This is a genomic window from Oculatella sp. FACHB-28, assembly GCF_014696015.1.
Classification (GTDB): Bacteria; Cyanobacteriota; Cyanobacteriia; order Elainellales; family Elainellaceae; genus JAAUTN01.
The window spans coordinates 48,976-67,751 of record NZ_JACJPJ010000074.1 but is presented as its reverse complement, the minus strand read 5'-3'; the positions used below and the strand labels follow the sequence as shown (position 1 = coordinate 67,751).

General features: G+C 50.1%; 11 protein-coding genes. 3 read left to right on the top strand and 8 right to left on the bottom strand.

Going from position 1 to position 18,776, the window contains the following annotated elements:
* The first annotated feature begins 30 nt into the window (after positions 1-30).
* Positions 31-1,470 carry a serine/threonine-protein kinase gene (locus H6F88_RS16970; RefSeq protein WP_190643928.1) on the top strand — a complete coding sequence of 480 codons (1,440 nt, stop codon included), beginning with the start codon at positions 31-33 and terminating at the stop codon, positions 1,468-1,470.
* 13 nt (positions 1,471-1,483) lie between these two features.
* On the opposite strand, the gene H6F88_RS16965 is transcribed toward H6F88_RS16970, so the two are convergent.
* Positions 1,484-3,118 (bottom strand): NB-ARC domain-containing protein, encoded by a 1,635-nt coding sequence (locus H6F88_RS16965; protein WP_190643927.1) that lies wholly within the window; start codon positions 3,116-3,118, stop codon positions 1,484-1,486.
* 399 nt (positions 3,119-3,517) lie between these two features.
* Between H6F88_RS16965 and H6F88_RS16960 the strand changes: the two genes are divergently transcribed.
* On the top strand, positions 3,518-6,217 hold the full coding sequence (locus tag H6F88_RS16960; protein ID WP_190643926.1) for a tetratricopeptide repeat protein: 2,700 nt from the start codon (positions 3,518-3,520) through the stop codon (positions 6,215-6,217).
* Between the two features lie 541 nt (positions 6,218-6,758).
* Here H6F88_RS16960 and H6F88_RS16955 read toward each other — a convergent pair.
* The 5 genes from H6F88_RS16955 to purE form a co-directional block, all read right to left on the bottom strand.
* Complete coding sequence (locus tag H6F88_RS16955; RefSeq protein ID WP_190643925.1) at positions 6,759-8,063, bottom strand: FMN-binding glutamate synthase family protein; 1,305 nt, start codon at positions 8,061-8,063, stop codon at positions 6,759-6,761.
* 196 nt (positions 8,064-8,259) lie between these two features.
* Entirely contained in the window at positions 8,260-8,973 is a 714-nt protein-coding gene (locus H6F88_RS16950; RefSeq protein ID WP_190643924.1) for a protein glxC, read from the bottom strand.
* 53 nt (positions 8,974-9,026) lie between these two features.
* Positions 9,027-9,755, bottom strand: a complete 729-nt coding sequence (locus H6F88_RS16945) for a glutamine amidotransferase (RefSeq protein WP_190643923.1) — start codon at positions 9,753-9,755, stop codon at positions 9,027-9,029.
* A gap of 406 nt (positions 9,756-10,161) precedes the next feature.
* Positions 10,162-11,949: a M61 family metallopeptidase gene (locus H6F88_RS16940; RefSeq protein ID WP_190643922.1), complete on the bottom strand. Its 1,788-nt coding sequence runs from the start codon at positions 11,947-11,949 to the stop codon at positions 10,162-10,164.
* 9 nt (positions 11,950-11,958) lie between these two features.
* Complete coding sequence (gene purE / locus H6F88_RS16935) at positions 11,959-12,477, bottom strand: 5-(carboxyamino)imidazole ribonucleotide mutase (protein ID WP_190643921.1); 519 nt, start codon at positions 12,475-12,477, stop codon at positions 11,959-11,961.
* A 90-nt stretch (positions 12,478-12,567) separates the two neighbouring features.
* On the opposite strand from purE, the gene nagA reads away from it, so the two are divergent.
* Positions 12,568-13,764, top strand: coding sequence for an N-acetylglucosamine-6-phosphate deacetylase (nagA, locus tag H6F88_RS16930; protein WP_190643920.1), 1,197 nt, complete (start codon positions 12,568-12,570; stop codon positions 13,762-13,764).
* A gap of 74 nt (positions 13,765-13,838) precedes the next feature.
* Here nagA and ftsH2 read toward each other — a convergent pair whose 3' ends face one another.
* Together ftsH2 and H6F88_RS32685 are read right to left on the bottom strand one after the other, a co-directional pair.
* Positions 13,839-15,725, bottom strand: a complete 1,887-nt coding sequence (gene ftsH2 / locus H6F88_RS16925; RefSeq protein WP_190643919.1) for an ATP-dependent zinc metalloprotease FtsH2 — start codon at positions 15,723-15,725, stop codon at positions 13,839-13,841.
* A gap of 202 nt (positions 15,726-15,927) precedes the next feature.
* Complete coding sequence (locus tag H6F88_RS32685) at positions 15,928-18,747, bottom strand: HAMP domain-containing sensor histidine kinase (RefSeq protein WP_199333654.1); 2,820 nt, start codon at positions 18,745-18,747, stop codon at positions 15,928-15,930.
* Between the last annotated feature and the right edge of the window lie 29 nt (positions 18,748-18,776).

Sequence of the window (18,776 nt, the reverse complement as noted above, 5' to 3'; positions counted from 1 at the left end):
CTTATAACTTCAACCACTTATAAAACTCCTATGACAACACTACATCAGTCAGGGAATCTCATTGCTGGACGCTACCAAATCTCAGGCAAATTAGGGCAAGGTAGCATTGGCATCACCTATGCCGCAAAGGATTTGAAGACGGGTAAGCAGGTAGCCCTCAAAGCCATGTCCCTGCGTCAAACCAATGACTTCAAGGCGCTAGAGCTGTTTGAGCGAGAAGCTCGAATTTTGAAACAGCTTGACCATCCTGCGATTCCTCAGTATGTGGATTATTTTCAGGTAGATTTGCCGCGCGATCGCCTCTTCTACATCGCTCAACAACTTGCAGAAGGACAATCCTTAGAAACATTGCTTGAAAGAGGCTGGCATCCTGATGAAACACAGGTTCAAAATATTGCCGTTCAGATTCTAAAAGTTCTGGTTTATCTGCAACAGTTAACGCCTCCAGTGCTACACCGAGATATCAAACCTCAAAATATTATTCGGCGGAATGATGGACGGTTATTTTTAGTAGACTTCGGGGCTGTGCAAGACACCTATCACAACACCGTGCTTGGCAGTAGTACTGTAGTTGGAACTTACGGCTACATGGCTCCAGAACAATTTCGTGGACAAGCCGTTTTAGGCACTGACCTGTATGGGCTTGGAGCAACGCTAATTGCCTTATTAACTGGCAAAACACCCGCCGATTTGCCCCATCGCAAACTGCGAATTCACTTTCGCCCTCATGTCAAAGTTTCCAAACGATTTGCAGATTGGCTAGAGCGAATGGTGGAACCTGTGGCAGAAGATCGCTTTCCCTCAGCAGCAGAAGCATTGGCTACTTTGCGTGGAGGGAAAGCCTTTGCCCGTGCTAGCCCAAAGCCCATTCGCCCTGCTGATAGCTCCATCAACTTAACAGTCAGTGGAGAAAGGCTAGTAGCAGAGATTCCACCTGTTGGACTAGGAAGTAATCATAGTCAACTGTTTGCGCTGCTTTTATTGATTGGACATTTGGGTTTCTGGCTCATCAGTTGGACAGTTGTCGTTCTAGTTCTTTATCCCTACGACACTTTCTACTTAGAAGAACTGCTAAATTTTCTCCTAGGTCAGATTCCGGTTGGCACAATTTGTCTGATTCTTTGGGGAGTAATGGATGTCTCGTTGCTATTCCTATTTCTGATTAGTGCATCTTCTCGGACACGATTGGAGATTACATCTCAGAATTTCAAGCTTCAGCAGTGGTTGTGGAAGTGGCGCTATCGCAATGTACAAGGAAAGCCGATTCAGGTTAAGCAGGCGATGTTAAAAGGCTTAGGTTTGCCAGTCAGAAGAACCTCCATAACAACTTGCACTATTACCACTCGAAATCAGCAACAGCGTCTGTTTGGCTCACTGCTACCGGAAGCAGAAAAAGTATGGCTTGTGGCAGAAATCGAAGATTTTTTGGAGAAGCAGCGGGCGATCGCCACTTCAAAATCTGCTCAGTAGAAGTTAGCAGAAGTTAATTCTGCTTTATTGAAATTTGCTTGTTCCAAGTATTGAAGTTAGTCTCTAAAACGCTTAAAAGTTGGGCTAGATTAGCATTCGTGTAACCTGCTGTTGCCGGAATCTGACCCTCCAAAAGTTGAAATATCATTTGCAGCTGATGTTTCAACTCCTCACGCTTAAACGTAGACTGGAGACTATTTTTGAACCGTTTAAGCATGTGGGTTGATGCATTATCCTCACCTTCACTGGACTGGGGTGGAATTAGAGAATAGTGTTTCAGGAGTTTCAAATGTTTAATGTCCTGCGTTTCGATCGCCGTATAGAGTTCATCGATTGCTTGTTCAACAAACTCATCAGTGACACATTTCATCACCAAAAGTGACAAGGTAAATAAGGATTCATCAGTTGCGGATTCCTGCTCATCAGTTTGAGTTGCATGTTCCAACATGCATCTGCGTTCTAGTGAAGCTAATGCTTCTAAAAGCACCGATTGGGTTGGTGGGGAAACCATGTTGGCTTGCAGTCTCGATAACGAAATGGGATGCCGCTCAATTGCAAGCCAGTACACAAGCTCTTTTTCTAAATTGGAAAGGCGATCGCACTGTTGTTTTAGCAACAGGCGGAGGCGATCGCCCACCACTAACGTATTTTGACTCAAAAACTGAATGATGCTTCCTCTAAAAACTTCTTGAATGAGAGTTGTAATCACTTTTAGCGCTAGAGGACTGCCCCCATAGAGCAAAATTAGCTCCGTCAAACCTTCTTCAGCGCCAGAAAACCCTGTGGCTTTAAATAGTTCTTTAGCGTCCTCAGTTTGCAAGCCCTTTAGTTGAAACGATCGAACTGGCAAAGTTTTCCCTTCAAAGGCAGCGATTTCTTCTGGCTTTTCTCGACTGGTGAGGATAATACAGCTCTGGTGGCGATCGCTCTCGATTCGGCGCAGCAGTTCTCCGTATCCTTCATAACCTTCTCGATACTGTCCAACATACGGACGAAATTGCCCACTACTGCTGCGAAAGATGCCCTCCATTTCATCCAAAATCACTAGACAACGGTTTTGACGTAAGAGCAGCATTAATTGAGAAATGCTGTGTTGCAGATTCTCTGGATTAGCGGTTTGTTTCCCTTGGGAAAGAGAGTGAGTGAGTTGATTCAGCAGAGACGGAACTGACGGTGAAGATCGCAGCGATCGCCAAATCACAAACTCAAATTGGTGTTGAATCCGATCTGTTAGCGTTACGGTAAGAGCCGTTTTGCCAATGCCGCCCATACCCAAAATGGCGATTAGTTTGCAGCGATCGCGTTCGATCCACTGCTCTAATTCCCCCAATTCCTGAGCGCGTCCATAAAAGCCAGCAATGTCGGGTGCTTCTCCCCAATCTTGCAGCGCACTCTGTGGCGATCGCTCAAAATCAGTGGATTCAGCAGAATCAGTAATGCTCCCCCAGTCACTAATTCCAACAGCTTCACAGATTGCGATAAAGGTTTCGCTCTGCACCGCTGCCCCTTGCCAAAATCGCCGCAGTGTTGCTTGGGAGGTGTGAGCAGACTGCCACCAAAGGGAGGTGCGAGTTTTAGTCCACCCCTTCCTCAGTCTTGCTTGATTGACTATCGCAAGTCCGCGTTCTGATGCTTTGAGACTTGTCATGGGCAGCGATCGCCAGCGGTTTCCCTCAATTTTGCCTCAGTTTCTAAAAATTAGTAGGAACTGAGTTCTACAGTCCTAATTCCTAGAATTGGTATTGTTTCGTGAGCATTCCCGGATAAATAAGGCTTCAAAATTCTGATGTCACATTATCAATTCTGATGGGTTATGGAGGTGTGCCTGCCAGAGCATGCTTCTCATAACTCACTTGTCTTGCAACGGATTGGGGGCTGCTACATATATCTACGTAAATTCCGGCTTAATATCTTTTGCCGTAAAGAATTTCCTGATTGCTTCGCAAACTGATAGAAGATTCGAGTAAATTGTCTCGATCACCAGAACGGATATCTGCATTCTGACGGTTGAGTCGCATTCACTCTTATTCTTCAGGTCAGGGCATCCTTGAAAAAACGTCACTGGTTAGAACTAGTTGAGTCGTTATCGCTGGTCGGCTTGGGGGTTGGATCGGTTGTCTCCCTCATGTCCAAGCAGGTTTTGTTTGCGTCCACGCCGCTGTCTGTGGTGGTGCTGCTAAACCTGATTAACCGCCGACGGTTTGAAGACCAGAGCGAACAGAATATGGCGATCGCCCTCTCCAAACTCGATCGCCGTGTGTCAAAGCACATTGAGTTGCTCAACCAGCAAATGATGTCGCTGCCCACCCCAGAAGCGATCGGCAGCCTGAAGAAAACTGTTACTCGCAACAACCGCGAAATTTTAGACAAGCTGGCTAGCGAAGTCGCAGAGATTCGACAAGAGATTCAGGATCGGCTTGACCCCATTGAGCAGCAGGGCATTCAACCGCTGCGGCAAGAAATTTACCAGATTCATGAGCAATACGCTCAGCTTTCAGATACCTTAGCGGGTGTCACCAACTACCTGCAAAAGGCTTCTCCTGCCAATCGGATGGAGGAAGTAGAAGGGGCGATCGCCCAATTTAAAACAGAACTGGTGCAAATTCGGGTGAATTTGCAAAACCTGACCAATTTGACCAAACCCAGCATTGTTTCCCTGCGGGATCAGGTGTCTCACCTCAATCGGCAGTTTCAAAAACTACCGCCACCTGTTGACTCCACCTCTCTAAAGCAGGAAGTCGCAGAACTGATCAAAATGGTTTCTACCCTGGTGCCCAAGCGGGATTGGTCAGTACTCATGGCTGAAATGAAAGAGATGCAGCAGCAGCAAGAAGCGCTCAAGCAATCTCTCTCTGCGGTGGAAGCCACTGCGCTTAACCTGAGACGGCAAGTTGAGAAACCCATCCAGATTGCCGACCCAACCGCAACGCTTGAGCTAAGATATCCGCCGCCCTTTACCCCACCTGCCCAGGCAGAAGATCCGGCCGCGACCCTGGAGCTGAGCTACAATCCCCTGTTTGACAGCTTGCCCCGATTTGACCAAACGGTCTACAACAATTCGGTTGATGACCCCGCAGCAACTCTGGAGTTGGGTTACATTCCCCCAGATCCGGCGAGCGACCTGGAGGAAAGTCTGGCGCGCCTCGGACCGTCAATGAACGGGCTGATGCCCTCTTTAACCTTTTCTGATTTGTTTTCAGAGGCTCAGGTGGCGATGACTGCCTACCTAAACGGCTTACAGAATTCTGATCTAGCCTCTTCAGAACTCTACATGCAAGCTGAAGGCGCGATGACTGCCTACTTGAGCAGCATCCAAGAACAGTTTGCCTCGCTGCAACAGTTTACGCAAACCCTGGCAGAACAGCACAAACAGCTTCAGGAACAGGTGAGCCAGTTGCCTCCCGCTGAAGATGCAGAGATGATGCGTCATCATTTGGAGGATTTGACGGTCGGGTTGGCAGCGCTCAAAAACAACTCAAAAAGTTTTCAGGCGCGAGTGGAAGCTACATTGCGTCAAGAGTTGGAAGGGGTCAATCGTCACCTTCAAGCTTTGCCAACGGGACTTCAATATGAATTGATTTTTGATCTAAAGTCTGACCAGACCGGCGTGAATAGCAAGAGTGTTTCTAAGAGCCGTGCCATTCTAGAAGAGGCGTTGACTCAGACTCAAGAACGATTGATTTTGGTCTGGCAATGGTCAGCGCAGTCAAGCCTGGATGACGGGCTGATGCAAAAGTTAGAAACCTTGCTCAGTCAGAAGTGTCAGCTTGATGTAGGCTGGTGCCACGTGGCTGACCGCAACGAAGTCCAGTTTCTCAGTAGCATTAATCAGCAGTGGGCGATCGACCCAATTCAACGAGGGGCGGTTCAGGAAACGCTGCACAAGCTTTTGCAGCTTAAGCGCAACTACCCAGATTACTTTCGCTTTAAAGTTTTGGGAGCGCGGGAGAATTTTTTGGTCTCAGATCAATCGTTTGCCTTGTTGGGAGTAGATGAGGCGCTGACGACGACAACGGTGTTGTCAAATCTGGAGCTAAAACTGCGAACAACTGACCCTGAGGTGATCCAGAAGCTGACTGAAAGTTTCGATAGTCCAACACTTGACCCTGAAGATGTCGCAGCTCACTGGAATCGAGCGGTAACGCGCTATAGGCTGGGTGACAAGGCTGGGGCGATCGCCGACTTCGACAGTTTGATTGCCCTTACCCCACGCGATGCAGCAGCCTACAATGGTCGGGCGTTGGTGCGCTATGACCAGGGCAACAAGTCGGGCGCACTGGCTGACCTGAGCGAAGCAATTGTGCTAGATCCTCGTTACCTTGCTGCCTACTGCAACCGTGGCTTTATTCGGGTGGAAATGGGCGATCCTTACGGAGCGATCGCTGATTATAGTTTGGCGATCCAGATTCAACCCAACCCGATTGTCTACTTCTATCGCGGCATGGCTTGCCAGAAGTTGGGCAATCCTCAAGCTGCTGTTGCAGACTATTCAGAGGCGATCGCTCTGTCACCCAACAATGCGATTGTTCACTATTATCGGGGCATTGCCTATCAGCGATTGGGCAATCGAGGAGGGGCGATCGCTGACCTAGAAATTGCCGCCAAGCTATTTACCGAACGGGGCAGCAAAGCCAATGCCCAAAAAGCACTCAGCAACATTGCCAAACTGCGCCAAGCTCCAACTTCCAGTCCTGTCCGCACTACCGCTATCAATCACAGCATGGTGCCAGAAGCCTTGAAGCGTTAGATCAGTAACTTTAAACGTAGAACGAGTAGTCATCATTACTCAAAGCAAGTTTTCAGGCTTTGCTCTAAACGAGATCAAATACCCGATTGATACTTAGAGAAACGTTGCGATGCTGACATCTGAAAAATTGAAAGTAATTGACCTTAAACTTGAAGAAACTAATGGAAAGATGCGGCAGCTTGAAGAGGTAAAGAATTACCTATTTGCTAAACGTAATCGTGTTACTCAAACAACTTCAAGCTGAACGCTATCCTTACAGCAAAATCAAGAGCAGCAAAAAGCCTAAAATAGGCAAACCAGATTCAACAAAAACTTCAGTTGTGAAATTCTCTGTAGCGGAAGTTTGCGATTTCATTAGTCAGTTCTCCTTCCATTCCCGTAGAATTTGACGGACAGTTATGCCGTTTAGGGCATTAACTTGGAAAGCAAGAGAACAATTAATTTATGAACCTTCTCTTTGAGCTTTCCTGCTTATCTGGAACTGACTACATCGCCAATTTTGCTAGCTCCGGATCGTACATAAATTGCAATACAAATAGCCTCATTGCCCCATAACAAAATCCGTTCCTGCTAAAGGCAATTTGGACATTGCCGAAGCCTCTAAAGTGAGTGCAACTAAATCTTCTCGCTCCAAATTGTGAACGTCAGACTTGCCGCAGGAACGCGCCAGACTTTGAGCCTCCATCACCATCGCCTGAAGGTAATTTGCAACGTGAGTTGCGGCTTCTTCAACGGGTAGACGCGCCATCAGGTCTTCATCCTGGGTAGTAATGCCGACCGGACACAATCCTGTGTGACAGTGGTGACAGTGATAAGGTTCTGTGCCGAGTTTGTGATAGCTTTCCACATAAACAGGTTTGTTGCAGCCCATTGCGATCAGGCTGGCTGTGCCAATGCTGACGGCATCTGCTCCTAAAGCCAAGGCTTTGGCGACATCGGGACCAGAACGAATGCCGCCCGAAATCACAAGCTGAACTTCTCCATACATACCGCTTTCCTTCAGCGCCTCGACTGCCTGCACCAGAGCAGGAAGCGTAGGAATTCCAGAGTGTTCCTGAAAAATGCTTTGGGTGGCTGCGGTGCCGCCTTCCATGCCGTCTAGTACGATTACGTCTGCGCCAGATTTGATTGCTAGTTTGACATCATCTTTGACGCGGGTTGCGCCAATTTTGACGTAAATGGGAATCTCCCAGTCGGTGGCTTCGCGCAGTTCTTCGATTTTGATTCGCAGGTCGTCGGGCCCGATCCAGTCGGGGTGGCGAGAGGGCGATCGCTGATCCACTCCCTCTGGCAAGGTTCGCATTCCAGCTACGACCTGATTCACCTTTTGCCCCAGCAGCAAGCCACCGCCGCCTGGTTTTGCGCCCTGCCCTACCACAATTTCGATCGCATCTGCTTTCTTCAAATCCTTAGGGTTGAAGCCATAGCGCGACGGTAAACACTGATAGACCAGCTTAGATGAGGCTTCTCGCTCGTCGGGCAACATGCCGCCGTCACCTGTGGTGGTAGAAGTTCCCAGCCAGGTTGCAGCTCGACCTAATGCAACTTTGGCGTTGCGGGACAGTGCTCCAAAGCTCATTCCGGCGATCGTAATCGGAATTTCTAACTCCATCGGGCGCTTGGCGTGACGAGTTCCCAACACCGTTTTAGTGCTGCACTTCTCCCGATATCCTTCTAGTGGCAGGCGAGTCAGAGAGGCAGTGAGAAAAACCAGATCGTCCAATCGGGGCACGTTGCGGAATGCACCAAATCCGCGAATCATGTAGCGTCCCAGTTCTGCTCGTTCCTGAATGGCTTGAATGACTTCAGGGTTAAAAGTACTGCTGGTGTTGAGAACAGGTTCCATTAGAAGTTCTAAGTTAAAAATTCAAAAGGATTAACGAGAGGTCACGTAGGTTGGGTGAAGCAAGGCGAAACCCAACAGCAATGTTTGGCAAGTGTAAGGTTCATCGATTTGCTTAAGCCGGTAGGGGCTGACCATCGCGAAGATTTAAATTTGTTGGGTTCGCTGCGCTCCACCCAGCCTACGAAATGCGATCGCTTTAATATGCGTCTTTCCACTTACTGAAATCTTTGGCTTTGAAGTGATATAGCTCCTGAGCGCAAACTATCTTTTTGAACTCATAAGCTTTGGCATCCAGACCCAGAGGGTGAAGTTCTTGGGTGAGCATTTCCCAGTCCTGAGCGGTCATGGGTTCAAGTCGAGCATCCGCACCCAGGGATTTGATTGTGCCGCCGACAAAAATTTGACCGTCATAAATAGAGTCACCCAGATTTTCGCCTGCATCACCGCAAATGATAAATCGTCCCTGCTGCATCATGAAGGCGCTGCTATGTCCGACATTGCCGCTGACGATCAGGGTGGCTCCTTTGAGTGAGATGGCGGCGCGAGGTCCAGCATTTCCCAGGATGCAAATTTTGCCACCGTGCGCCGAGGCTCCAGCGTTGGCGGAGGCATTTCCCTGGACGGTAATTTGCCCAGACATCAAATTTTCACCGACTGACCAGCCACAGGAACCGTTGATTTCAATCGTTGCTCTATCACACAAGCCGCCGCAGTAGTAGCCGACTGAACCTTGAAAACTAATAGTGATCGGATGTTCCAGGGCGATCGCTAGATTATGTCGTCCTGCCGGATTCACCACTTCCACCTGCTCAATTCCTTCAGACGCCAGCGCTTTTAGCTGCTGGTTAATTTCACGGGTGGTTAACTTTGCACAATCCAAAACTGTCTTAGAAAGAATCGTCTCAGGCATCTCAGCAAAAGAATGAAGATAAAACAACCTAATCCCTAATCCCCCAGCCCTTCCTAGCTCCTAGCCTCTAAAAGCTCACGAGTCACTGCAACAGTTGACCAGATGTTAATTTCACCTGCATCTGGTTCACGGAGGGGCACGGTTGGGTCAAAGTGGGGCAATGTGAGCAGGGCGCGATATTCGGAGGCGATCGCCACCATCTCAGCCGTTTCGTAAACCACGGCAGGTTTGGCAGCGTACTTATCGCGCACTAGTGCAACTTTGTTGGGTGTTGCAACTAAAAAAGTGTAGGTTCCATCAATGTCACACAGGAGCTTTTCTAAAGCTGTTTCTAACGGTTCGCCCAGGGAAAGCTGGTGGTGAATGTAGTGGGCGATCGCTTCTGAGTCATTGTGAGTTTCAAATACTACGCCTGCCTGCTCTAACTTAAACCGCAGCTTGTAGTAGTTAGAGATCTGACCGTTATGGACTATCGATAGTCCAGAGCCAGGGGTAAAGGGGTGGCAATGATTGGTATCTACGACAGATTCCGTTGCCATGCGCGTATGTCCGATGCCATGACTGCCCCTGACACTGTAAAGTCCATACTTTTTCGCTAGATTATTAACCGGACCTACTTCCTTGTAAATTCCTGGTTCCTGAGGGTCCGTGTCACTGTATAGGGCAACCCCACAGGAATCTGGGCCTCGGCTCTCTAAGGGTTGAATCAGGGACAGCAAATCCCGCCCAAGATTTTGGTAAGAAGCTGGATTATGGTAGATGATGCCTGCAATGCCGCACAAAGCTGCCTCCTGATTGGTTTTCGCTGCAATTTATCTTCACTGGACAACTATGGAAAAACGAGGCAGACAAGCTTCAGCAAAGGGCACATGTTTAAATGAACCTAATTACTTGAATGCCCGCCTCGCAATGACCAACATGTTATGAGAATGAGGAACGTCTCAACTCGTTATAACAAGTACGGTGGGGGAGGAATTGTGTAGTCTGTGACTGTTTTTATCTTTTAGTTTTTTTGGGAAATATTTCTCAATCCAAATCCCTTTTGGGGGCTAGCCCCCAAACCCCCGCTGAGGGACGAAGCGCGTCCCCCAGACCCCCTCCGCAAGGGGTGGTGGATGGGTGGCGTGGCGCGCTTCGCATTGGTGGGGGGCAGGGTTTTTTTAAGTGCTGGGCAGTGCAAATCGTGGCTCAAATTTCTTTGAGGGATGCGCCGAGCCAGCCGGAGAAGTTGTTCTGCTGTGTTTTTGAGGGATTTTCGATCGCCTTAATTTGATAGCGCGAGGGGCGAGGGGCTGCAAGCTGAATGGGGTGTGTGAGCAGTTCGTCCTGGTGGAAGAAGGTGAGGTGAATTACCTGGTTGGGCTGATAGTCTTTGAGGCGATCGCTCAGTTGCTCTGCTGTGACCCGCAGTCCATCGATCGCTAACAGTTCGTCACCGGGGTCAATACCTACCTGATGGGCTGGGGAGCCAGCTTCGACGAATTTGATCAGTTCCCGTCCGGCTTCTGTCTTTACGGTGATTCCCAGGAAGGAGGGCTGTTCGTCTTCGCCTTCGGCTTGAAGCTGGAGTCCAAAGGGTTCTAGATATTGGTTGAACGGTAGCTCTTCGGTGGTGTTGAGGAAGCGATGGAAGAAGTCTGACAGATCGGTTTCGGCGACTGATTCGATCACAGATTGAAGCTGTTCGGGAGTGAAGCCGGTCTCGGATTTGCCGAACTGATTCCACATTTGGCGCATCACTTGGTCGAGCGATCGCCCATTCCCATGCTTGGCTCGAATCAGCAAATCTAGCAGCAGCGACACCATCTCACCTTTGAGGTAATAGGAAATTTGCACGTTATCGCTATTGGCATCGCGGCGGTAGAGCTTAATCCAGGCATCAAAGCTCGATTCACCCAGGGGTTGCACTTGGCGACCCGGAGTTTGCAAGAAGCGGGTAATGCCTTTGCTCAGTTCTTTGATGAAGAAGGAGATATCGTAAATGCCAGCTCGCAGCGGTATGAGGCGATCGTAGTAGCTGGTGGTGCCTTCGCTAAACCAGAGGGAAGGTGTGTAGTTTTCTGCTTCGTAGTCAAAGACTTCTAGCGCTTTCGGGCGAATTCGCTTGACGTTCCACAGGTGAAAGAATTCGTGGGCGACAAGCTGCATAAAGCGGTTATACCGTTCTGGCGATCGGAAGCCCAAACGTGGATAGTTGAGTGAGCAGGAGTCTTTGTGTTCCAATCCGCCAAAGCCTTGAGCGGAAAGGTGCAGCAGGAAGAGGTAGCGATCGTAAGGTAATCCTTCAAACAGATCTGCCTCAACCTGAATGATCTTGCGGGTGTCTTCGATGATTTGCTCTGGCTTTGCGTTTCCTTGTCCCCAAATGGCTAGCGCGTGGGGTTTTCCCAACGCCTCAAACTCACACACCTGCTGTTTGCCGACTTCAAACGGGCTGTCTACCAGGGTGTCAAAGTCAGCCGCGACAAAGGTGTTTGTTCCTGACGCTGCCGGTAGGGGTGTGGAAACCTGCCAGTCTGGGTTGGGTGAAATGATCGTGACTTGAATCGGTTTATGCTCAAATCCTGGCAAATAAAAGCAGGTCGCCGCTGGATTAAAGTAACCGTGCGTTGCGTCCAAGTGGTTCGTCCGCACGGATAGCTCATTCGCAAAGATTCGATAGCGCACGATAATTTCTGATGTGCCTGCCGTTTCGACCTGCCAGTGGTTTTTGCTCTGCTTTTGCCAAGCTAACGGTTTAGCTGAGTCGGTTGTCTCAGCAGTGAAATCCTGAAGGTGTCTGGCATATTCTCGCACCAGATATGATCCCGGTGTCCAGACGGGCATCTTCAAATCCAGCACGTCTGTCTGCCAGCCTTTGATCTGGAGCGTGATTTGAAACAGGTGAGTTTCAGGCTGCGGCATCGCTACCTGATAGTGAATTGTCAGGTCAGCGGCGGGCTTGGCAGCAGGGCGGATTTGAGTAGCTTCTGTCATGTCGCGTCTTCAGGATTCTGCAAGATATTGTCGATAGCCTATCTCATCTAACCTAGCTTGTTTGTCCAGAACCAGGTTGTTCAAATCCTGGCGATAGCGCTGCACTTTTTCTAGCAGTTCGGGTTGGTGGCTAGCGAGGATTTGCACGGCTAGCAGTCCGGCGTTTTTGGCATTGCCGATCGCCACGGTTGCCACGGGAATTCCGGCAGGCATTTGCACAATCGAGTAGAGCGAATCTACGCCCTGAAGATGGCGACTGGCAACGGGTACGCCAATCACGGGTAATGGAGTTAGAGCGGCAACCATTCCTGGTAAGTGGGCGGCACCACCTGCTCCAGCGATGATCACTTTGAGTCCACGCAGATGTGCCTGTTTTGCGTAGTCCACCATGCGTTCTGGGGTGCGATGGGCAGAAACGATCGCCACTTCACAAGGAATCTCAAATTCTTCGCAGATGGCGATCGCTGCTTGCATGGTTGGCAGGTCGGAGTCGCTGCCCATGATGATACCAATAGGGGATGGGGTCATAGGATGAGGGGGTGGGGGATGGGAATAAGACAGGGGGTGTGCGAGGATCTGAAAGAGGTTTCAAGAACTAGTCCCTACAGCTAATCTCCCATGCCTGACTATTCTCTGGATATTATCAATGCTCGATTGGTTGGCTACCAAGAGCTTTACCGAATTTGCATTCGTCAGAGCAAGATTAGCACTGCTGCACCGATGGCTACGGGTGTTAAGCAGTTCCCGCCGTCTGATCTGCGGGTGCTAGATGTAAAAGGAGACTGGATTTCGCAAGGTGGCATTGATTTACAAATTAATGGCGCGTTGGGGTTGGCATTCCCTGACCTAAATTTGAATCATCTCGACCAGCTTGCAGAAATCTGCCGTTTCCTCTGGACACAAGGCGTGGATGGGTTCCTGCCAACCCTGGTGACGACCTCGATTGAGAATATTGGGCGATCGCTCCACACTATCGCTACTTTTCTAGAACAGTCCCAGCCCGATCCACAATCTGCCCGAATTTTAGGGGTTCACTTAGAGGGCCCGTTTCTTAATCTAGAGAAGCGGGGTGCCCATCCCAAGGAATATTTGCTGCCGTTGCAGCTAGATCAGGTCAAGCGAGTGTTGGGTGATTATGCATCCCTTGTGAAAGTGATCACGCTGGCTCCAGAACTTGACCCTACTGAGACGGTGATTCCTTTCCTCAAATCTTTGGGAATGACGGTTAGCTTGGGGCATTCTCAGGCAACCGCGGTTCAGGCTCAGGCTGCGTTTGACCAGGGAGCCTCTATGGTGACTCATGCCTTTAACGCCATGCCTGGATTACATCACCGTGAACCAGGACTGTTGGGGGCAGCATTGCTGCATCCGACCGTCTACTGCGGCTTGATTGCAGACAGCCAGCACGTTTCTCCACTCATGGTCGATTTGCTGCTGCGGGTTGGACGAGGGACGCGATCGCCCATTCCCCACGATTTGGGCATCTTTCTGGTTAGCGATGCGCTTGCACCGCTGGGTTTGCCTGACGGCACTTATCCCTGGGACAACCGCGAAATTGAGGTGCAAGACGGCACAGCACGGTTAAAAAACGGCACATTAGCAGGTACAACGCTGCCCTTGCTGGTAGGAGTGCAGAATTTGGTGAAGTGGGGCGTTTGTGAAGTGGGAGAGGCGATCGCCCTGGCAACGACAGCCCCTCGACGGGCGATCGGTCTGCCAACATTACCACCATTAATCGCAGGTCAGTCCGCTGATCTGCTGCGCTGGCACCTGAAGCAACCCGAAGAATTAGTCTGGGAGCGAATGAGTTTCTAATCCCCACAAAGCAAAGAGGGGGGCACCAACGGTGCCCCCCTCTTTGCTTTAAAGCGGACTTTTCGAGGTGAAAATTAGAGCTGTGGCACGTATTGCTCTTTCTCAGGAACCTCAGCGTATTCCGCGACGATTTGGCGGAATTCTTCACCGTCAATGGTTTCCTTTTCGATCAGCAGGTCTACCAGGCGATCGATTACGGCGCGGTTGTCGCGGATGATCCGGCGGGAATCGTCATAGCAATGCTCGACGATGGTGCGAACTTGAGCGTCAATCCGGGCGGCGATCTCATCAGAATATTCTGAGCGAGACATCCAGTCACGTCCGAGGAAGACTTCTCCCTGCTGGCTTTCCAAGGAAAGCGGGCCAAGGTCAGACATACCGAAGCGAGTCACCATTTGTCGCGCCATATTGGTCACCTGCTGCAAGTCGTTGCCTGCACCTGTGGTAACTTCAGCATCGCCAAAGATTACATGCTCGGCGGCTCTTCCACCCAGTGCTCCAGTGATTCGAGCCATCAGCTGAGAGCGAGAAATCAAGCCCTGCTCTTCATTAGGTGTGAACCAGGTCAAACCCTGAGCTTGACCGCGAGGAATCAGCGTTACTTTCTGCACCGGATCGTGTGCTTTCAGCAAGGTGCCAACGATCGCATGTCCTAACTCGTGATAAGCAATCAGTCGCTTGCTCTTACTGTCTACCAACGGCGTACCTTCCATGCCTGCGACAACGCGGTCTACTGCATCGTCGATTTCCAGCATGGTGATTGCTTCTTTGCGGCGACGGGCAGTTAAGATTGCTGCCTCGTTCAACAAGTTAGCAAGGTCGGCTCCGGTGAATCCGGGGGTGCGACGGGCGATCGCCTCCAGAGAAACTTCCTGAGCAATCTTCTTGTTGCGTGCGTGGACTTCCAGCACTTCCAGACGACCCTTGATGTCCGGCGGATCGACGGAAACCTGACGGTCAAAGCGACCGGGACGCAGCAAAGCAGAGTCAAGGACATCAGGACGGTTGGTTGCGGCAATGATGATGATGCCGGTGTTTCCTTCAAACCCGTCCATCTCGGTGAGCAACTGGTTGAGGGTCTGCTCCCGCTCATCATTACCACCCCCGATTCCAGCACCCCGTTGTCGTCCAACTGCGTCAATCTCATCAATGAAGATGATGCAAGGGGCGTTTTCCTTTGCTTTCTTGAACAGGTCACGCACTCGTGAAGCACCAACCCCAACAAACATCTCGACGAATTCTGAACCTGAGATGCTGAAGAAGGGTACTCCTGCTTCCCCAGCGATCGCCTTTGCTAGGAGAGTTTTACCAGTTCCGGGAGGACCAATCAGCAGCACACCTTTAGGAATTTTTGCGCCGACAGCGGTAAAGCGTTCTGGCTTTTTCAAGAACGTGACGACTTCCTGAAGTTCTTCTTTGGCTTCTTCGATGCCTGCCACGTCGTCGAACATCACGCCGGTTTTGGCTTCCATTTGGAAGCGAGCTTTGGACTTACCAAAGTTCATTGCCTGACCCGGGCCTCCCGGAACGTTGCTAGAACGACGGAATAAGAAAAATAGACCACCGATCAGCAATACTGGGAAGATCAGATTGCCTAGCAAGCCCCAAATTGCACCGTCGTTGCGGGGTGGATGAGAGTCAAAGCTGATGCCTTCACTTCTCAAACGAGCTACGAGGTCAGGCGCATTTCCAGGAAGATCAACGCGTAGCCGCTGTACTCGGTTGTCAAGTTCGGGGTCGACTGCTTCCACAATCGCTGTCCGGCCGCCTTCATACAGGTCAACACTGGTGACGCGATCGGCTGCCAAATACTCCAGGAAACGACCATAGGTCATGCGGGTGCTGGCGGTGTTTCGACTCATATCCGCTGCAACAGGGGAGAAAGCACCTTGCCAAAAGAAAAATCCAATGACGAGGGCTGGTAGCGTCCAGAGAAGAATGACTCTCCAGGAAAGTTTCATAACTTGATTAGCCTCTATATACAAATAAAGTAGTCAAATCCGTTGCAGACAGAGGATTGCTGCCTGGATAGAGTTTTTGAACAAATACGATATCGCTAACCTCAGTCTAATCGCTAACTCAGCTTGCGATGGAATGCAGCTTTGAAAGCCAGCAGTTAAACATATCGAATATTTCTGAGAGCGAATCTTAACTAAATTTAACCTAATTAGAGGAATTAGAGCAACCAATGGGATTCGCCCGTTTGGAGATTGGTAGAGTAAACCAAAAGGCGCTGCCCTGTCCAAGACTGCTGTTGACCCCAATTTTGCCCCCGTGAGCGGTGATGATTTGCCGACAAACGTACAGTCCTAACCCTAGACCGGGGACATAACGCGATCGCCCTCTCCGGGCATACAGTTCAAACACAAAGGGACACTGCTCAGATTGAATTCCTAGCCCACTATCTTGAATCGTGCAGCGCAGCATTCCGGCTTCTACGTCAGCCTTAAGAACTAGCTCAATCCCAGGAGGATTGTGTTTAACCGCGTTGGTAATCAGATTGGTGAATAAGCGCCAAAGCTGGTCGGAGTCAGCGCTGACGGGCGGTAAATCAGGCGAAATTAAGTTTTTGAGGGTCACCTGATTTTTGTTGAGCAGTGGCTCTAAATTCACCAGGACGGACTGCACGAAGGGTTCTAGGTGAAGCGGCCGACAGTGCAAGACGAGGCAGCGCATTTCGGTGTCGTGCGCTTCAACCAGGGAACTCAGCAAGTTAAGCTGGCGATCGCTTCCCTGCCACATTCGTTCCAAAATCAAGCGGTTGACCGGTATCTCTTCCCCTGCTTGGTTGAGTAAGTTCTTCAATAGCATCGAAGCACCCATTACGGGAGTTCGCAGGTCATGGGTGATGGTATGTAAAAACGCCTGTAGCTGTCTGCGCGATTCAAACTCGTTGCGCTGCAGTCGCTCGTATAGAAAAACTGCTAGATCGCAGATAAAGCAGAACCAGAACAGGTAAAGAAAGATGCTGGCATGGTAGATCGGTTCCCCACCTACGGTAGTTGATCCTAGCGCCAGGTTTACGCCGATGTAATATCCCAGTGCTCCAACCTGGGAAACAACATGCAACCACCAGCGCACGGGGATTAGAGCCGCTTGCACCAGCAAAATCACACAGAGGCTCAAAATGTCTATGTAAACTGAGCCGTAGAGTGTCCCAATGATTTGCGGAACTAACGTCACCGACCAGGAAAATCCTAGAAAAATCAGATTGGGGTATTGCTGCCCAAACTTAGTGGAGTGGAGTGCCAGCAAGAGACACAGGCTCAGCCCCATGAACACAAAAACTGGAAAAATCAGCGCTCGATGGGCGGCAGGAAACTCAGCAAATTCAGAGGGCAGGAAGACCGCCATGTGCCCATAGCCAGCAGCAACCGTCAGGATATAAGTCAGCGTTAGCCAAAGGCTCAGTCGCAGGCGACCAAGGAGCAAATTTTCTTGCCAGGACTCATAATTCGCAGACTCGGAGGAGGGCTGGATATTGCCCAATAGAGCCGTTAGCGATTGCCCAACTCTTTGTTGCGCGTCCTGACCCATCGACTTAACTCGCTGAGCCAAGGTGAAGGGCGAGCGCATTGACCTAGTATTATCCAATTCAGGGTCAGCGATTGCGGCTGATTTGACTAGAGGCAAGGTGAACCAGACGGTTGTGCCTTGCTGAGGAGAACTGTGAATTCCAATGTGTCCGCCGTGTGCTTCGATAATTTGACGGCAGAGCGGTAGCCCTAAGCCCAATGAGTCAGAGCGCCTTCTAAGCTGCAAGTCGGCAAACAGGCGATCGCCTCGCTGAAGCATTCCGATGCCGTTATCATGAACCCAACAGTAAACTGTGTCTGACCCCGCCAAACTGTTCTTTGGTTTAGCATTGAGCGTCAGGGTTACTCCAGGTGGGTTATGTTCGATCGCATTGGCAATTAAGTTGTTGAAGACTCGCCGAAGCTGAGTTGCATCTGCGCTGACAGGCGATAAATCTTGAGGCAGCCGATTCATAATAGTGACCTGTCTTCGGGCTAACAGCGGCTCAAAATCTGCTAGCACAGCTTCTACCAGGTCACTGAGTTGTAAAGGCTCTTTCTTGCAAATGCAGGGTTTGTGGTGGGTATGAGCTTCCAATAGGGAATTGATCAGCTTAAGCTGGCGATCGCTCCCCTCCAGCATTCTTTCTAAAGTTTGACGGCTGACTGCAACCTGCTCACCCAACTGATCGAGCAGCGATCGCAACAGCAACAACATTCCGGTTACCGGATTTCGCAGGTCATGCGACACCGCGTGCAGGAAAAAACGTAGCTCTCGTTGAGCATGGAATTCAGCTTTCTGAAGCTGCTCGTATAAATAAACTGCCAGATTGCAGATTAGGCAAAACCAAAACACATACACCCACACCACCAAGCAGGCGTAAACAGGTTTGCCATCAATGGTGATTCCCAGTGCGGAATTGACTCCAAAAAAATAAATCAGCACCCCTAGCTGGGCAACCAAATGCAAAAACCAGCGCACTGGAATTAACGTCGCCTGGATCAGAAATGCCAAGTTCCAGGCGATCAGATCTGGGTTAGCAACGCCGTTAAGCGTGGCCACAATTTGTCCAACCAGTGTGATCGACCAGGACAGGCACAGAAACAAAACACCTGGATGGCGACGCCCTGCTTGAGTGTTGGAAAAGACAACGCAGGACAACAGTGACAGCAGCATTGCCCCTTCCAGCGTCAGCACCAAGCGGTAAGGGACGAGATGACTTGCTTTAAATGCTTCTGGGTTGACTACAAAACTATAAAAATCTAGAGCAATGAACGTTAACAGACAAGGAACTGCTAGCCATAGCCCCAGGCGTAGCCGACTCAACATAAAGCGGTTTCGCCATACTTCGTAGCCTGTCAATTCAGAGGCAGGTCTAGGTTGCTTGACCCGAGGCAACCCCTCCTGAACGAGCAAGGCGATCGCCGCTCTACCCGTCGATACCCAACTTCTCAACTGGGATGCCATAGGAGGCAATTCCTCGTAACATAAAACTG

Coding starts and splice junctions, on each gene's coding strand:
- H6F88_RS16965 (WP_190643927.1), bottom strand. CDS start 3,118: ATGACAAGTCTCAAAGCATCAGAACGCGGACTTGCGATAGTCAATCAA.
- H6F88_RS16940 (WP_190643922.1), bottom strand. CDS start 11,949: ATGACAGAAGCTACTCAAATCCGCCCTGCTGCCAAGCCCGCCGCTGAC.
- H6F88_RS32685 (WP_199333654.1), bottom strand. CDS start 18,747: ATGGCATCCCAGTTGAGAAGTTGGGTATCGACGGGTAGAGCGGCGATC.
- H6F88_RS16950 (WP_190643924.1), bottom strand. CDS start 8,973: ATGCCTGAGACGATTCTTTCTAAGACAGTTTTGGATTGTGCAAAGTTA.
- H6F88_RS16955 (WP_190643925.1), bottom strand. CDS start 8,063: ATGGAACCTGTTCTCAACACCAGCAGTACTTTTAACCCTGAAGTCATT.
- ftsH2 (WP_190643919.1), bottom strand. CDS start 15,725: ATGAAACTTTCCTGGAGAGTCATTCTTCTCTGGACGCTACCAGCCCTC.
- nagA (WP_190643920.1), top strand. CDS start 12,568: ATGCCTGACTATTCTCTGGATATTATCAATGCTCGATTGGTTGGCTAC.
- purE (WP_190643921.1), bottom strand. CDS start 12,477: ATGACCCCATCCCCTATTGGTATCATCATGGGCAGCGACTCCGACCTG.
- H6F88_RS16970 (WP_190643928.1), top strand. CDS start 31: ATGACAACACTACATCAGTCAGGGAATCTCATTGCTGGACGCTACCAA.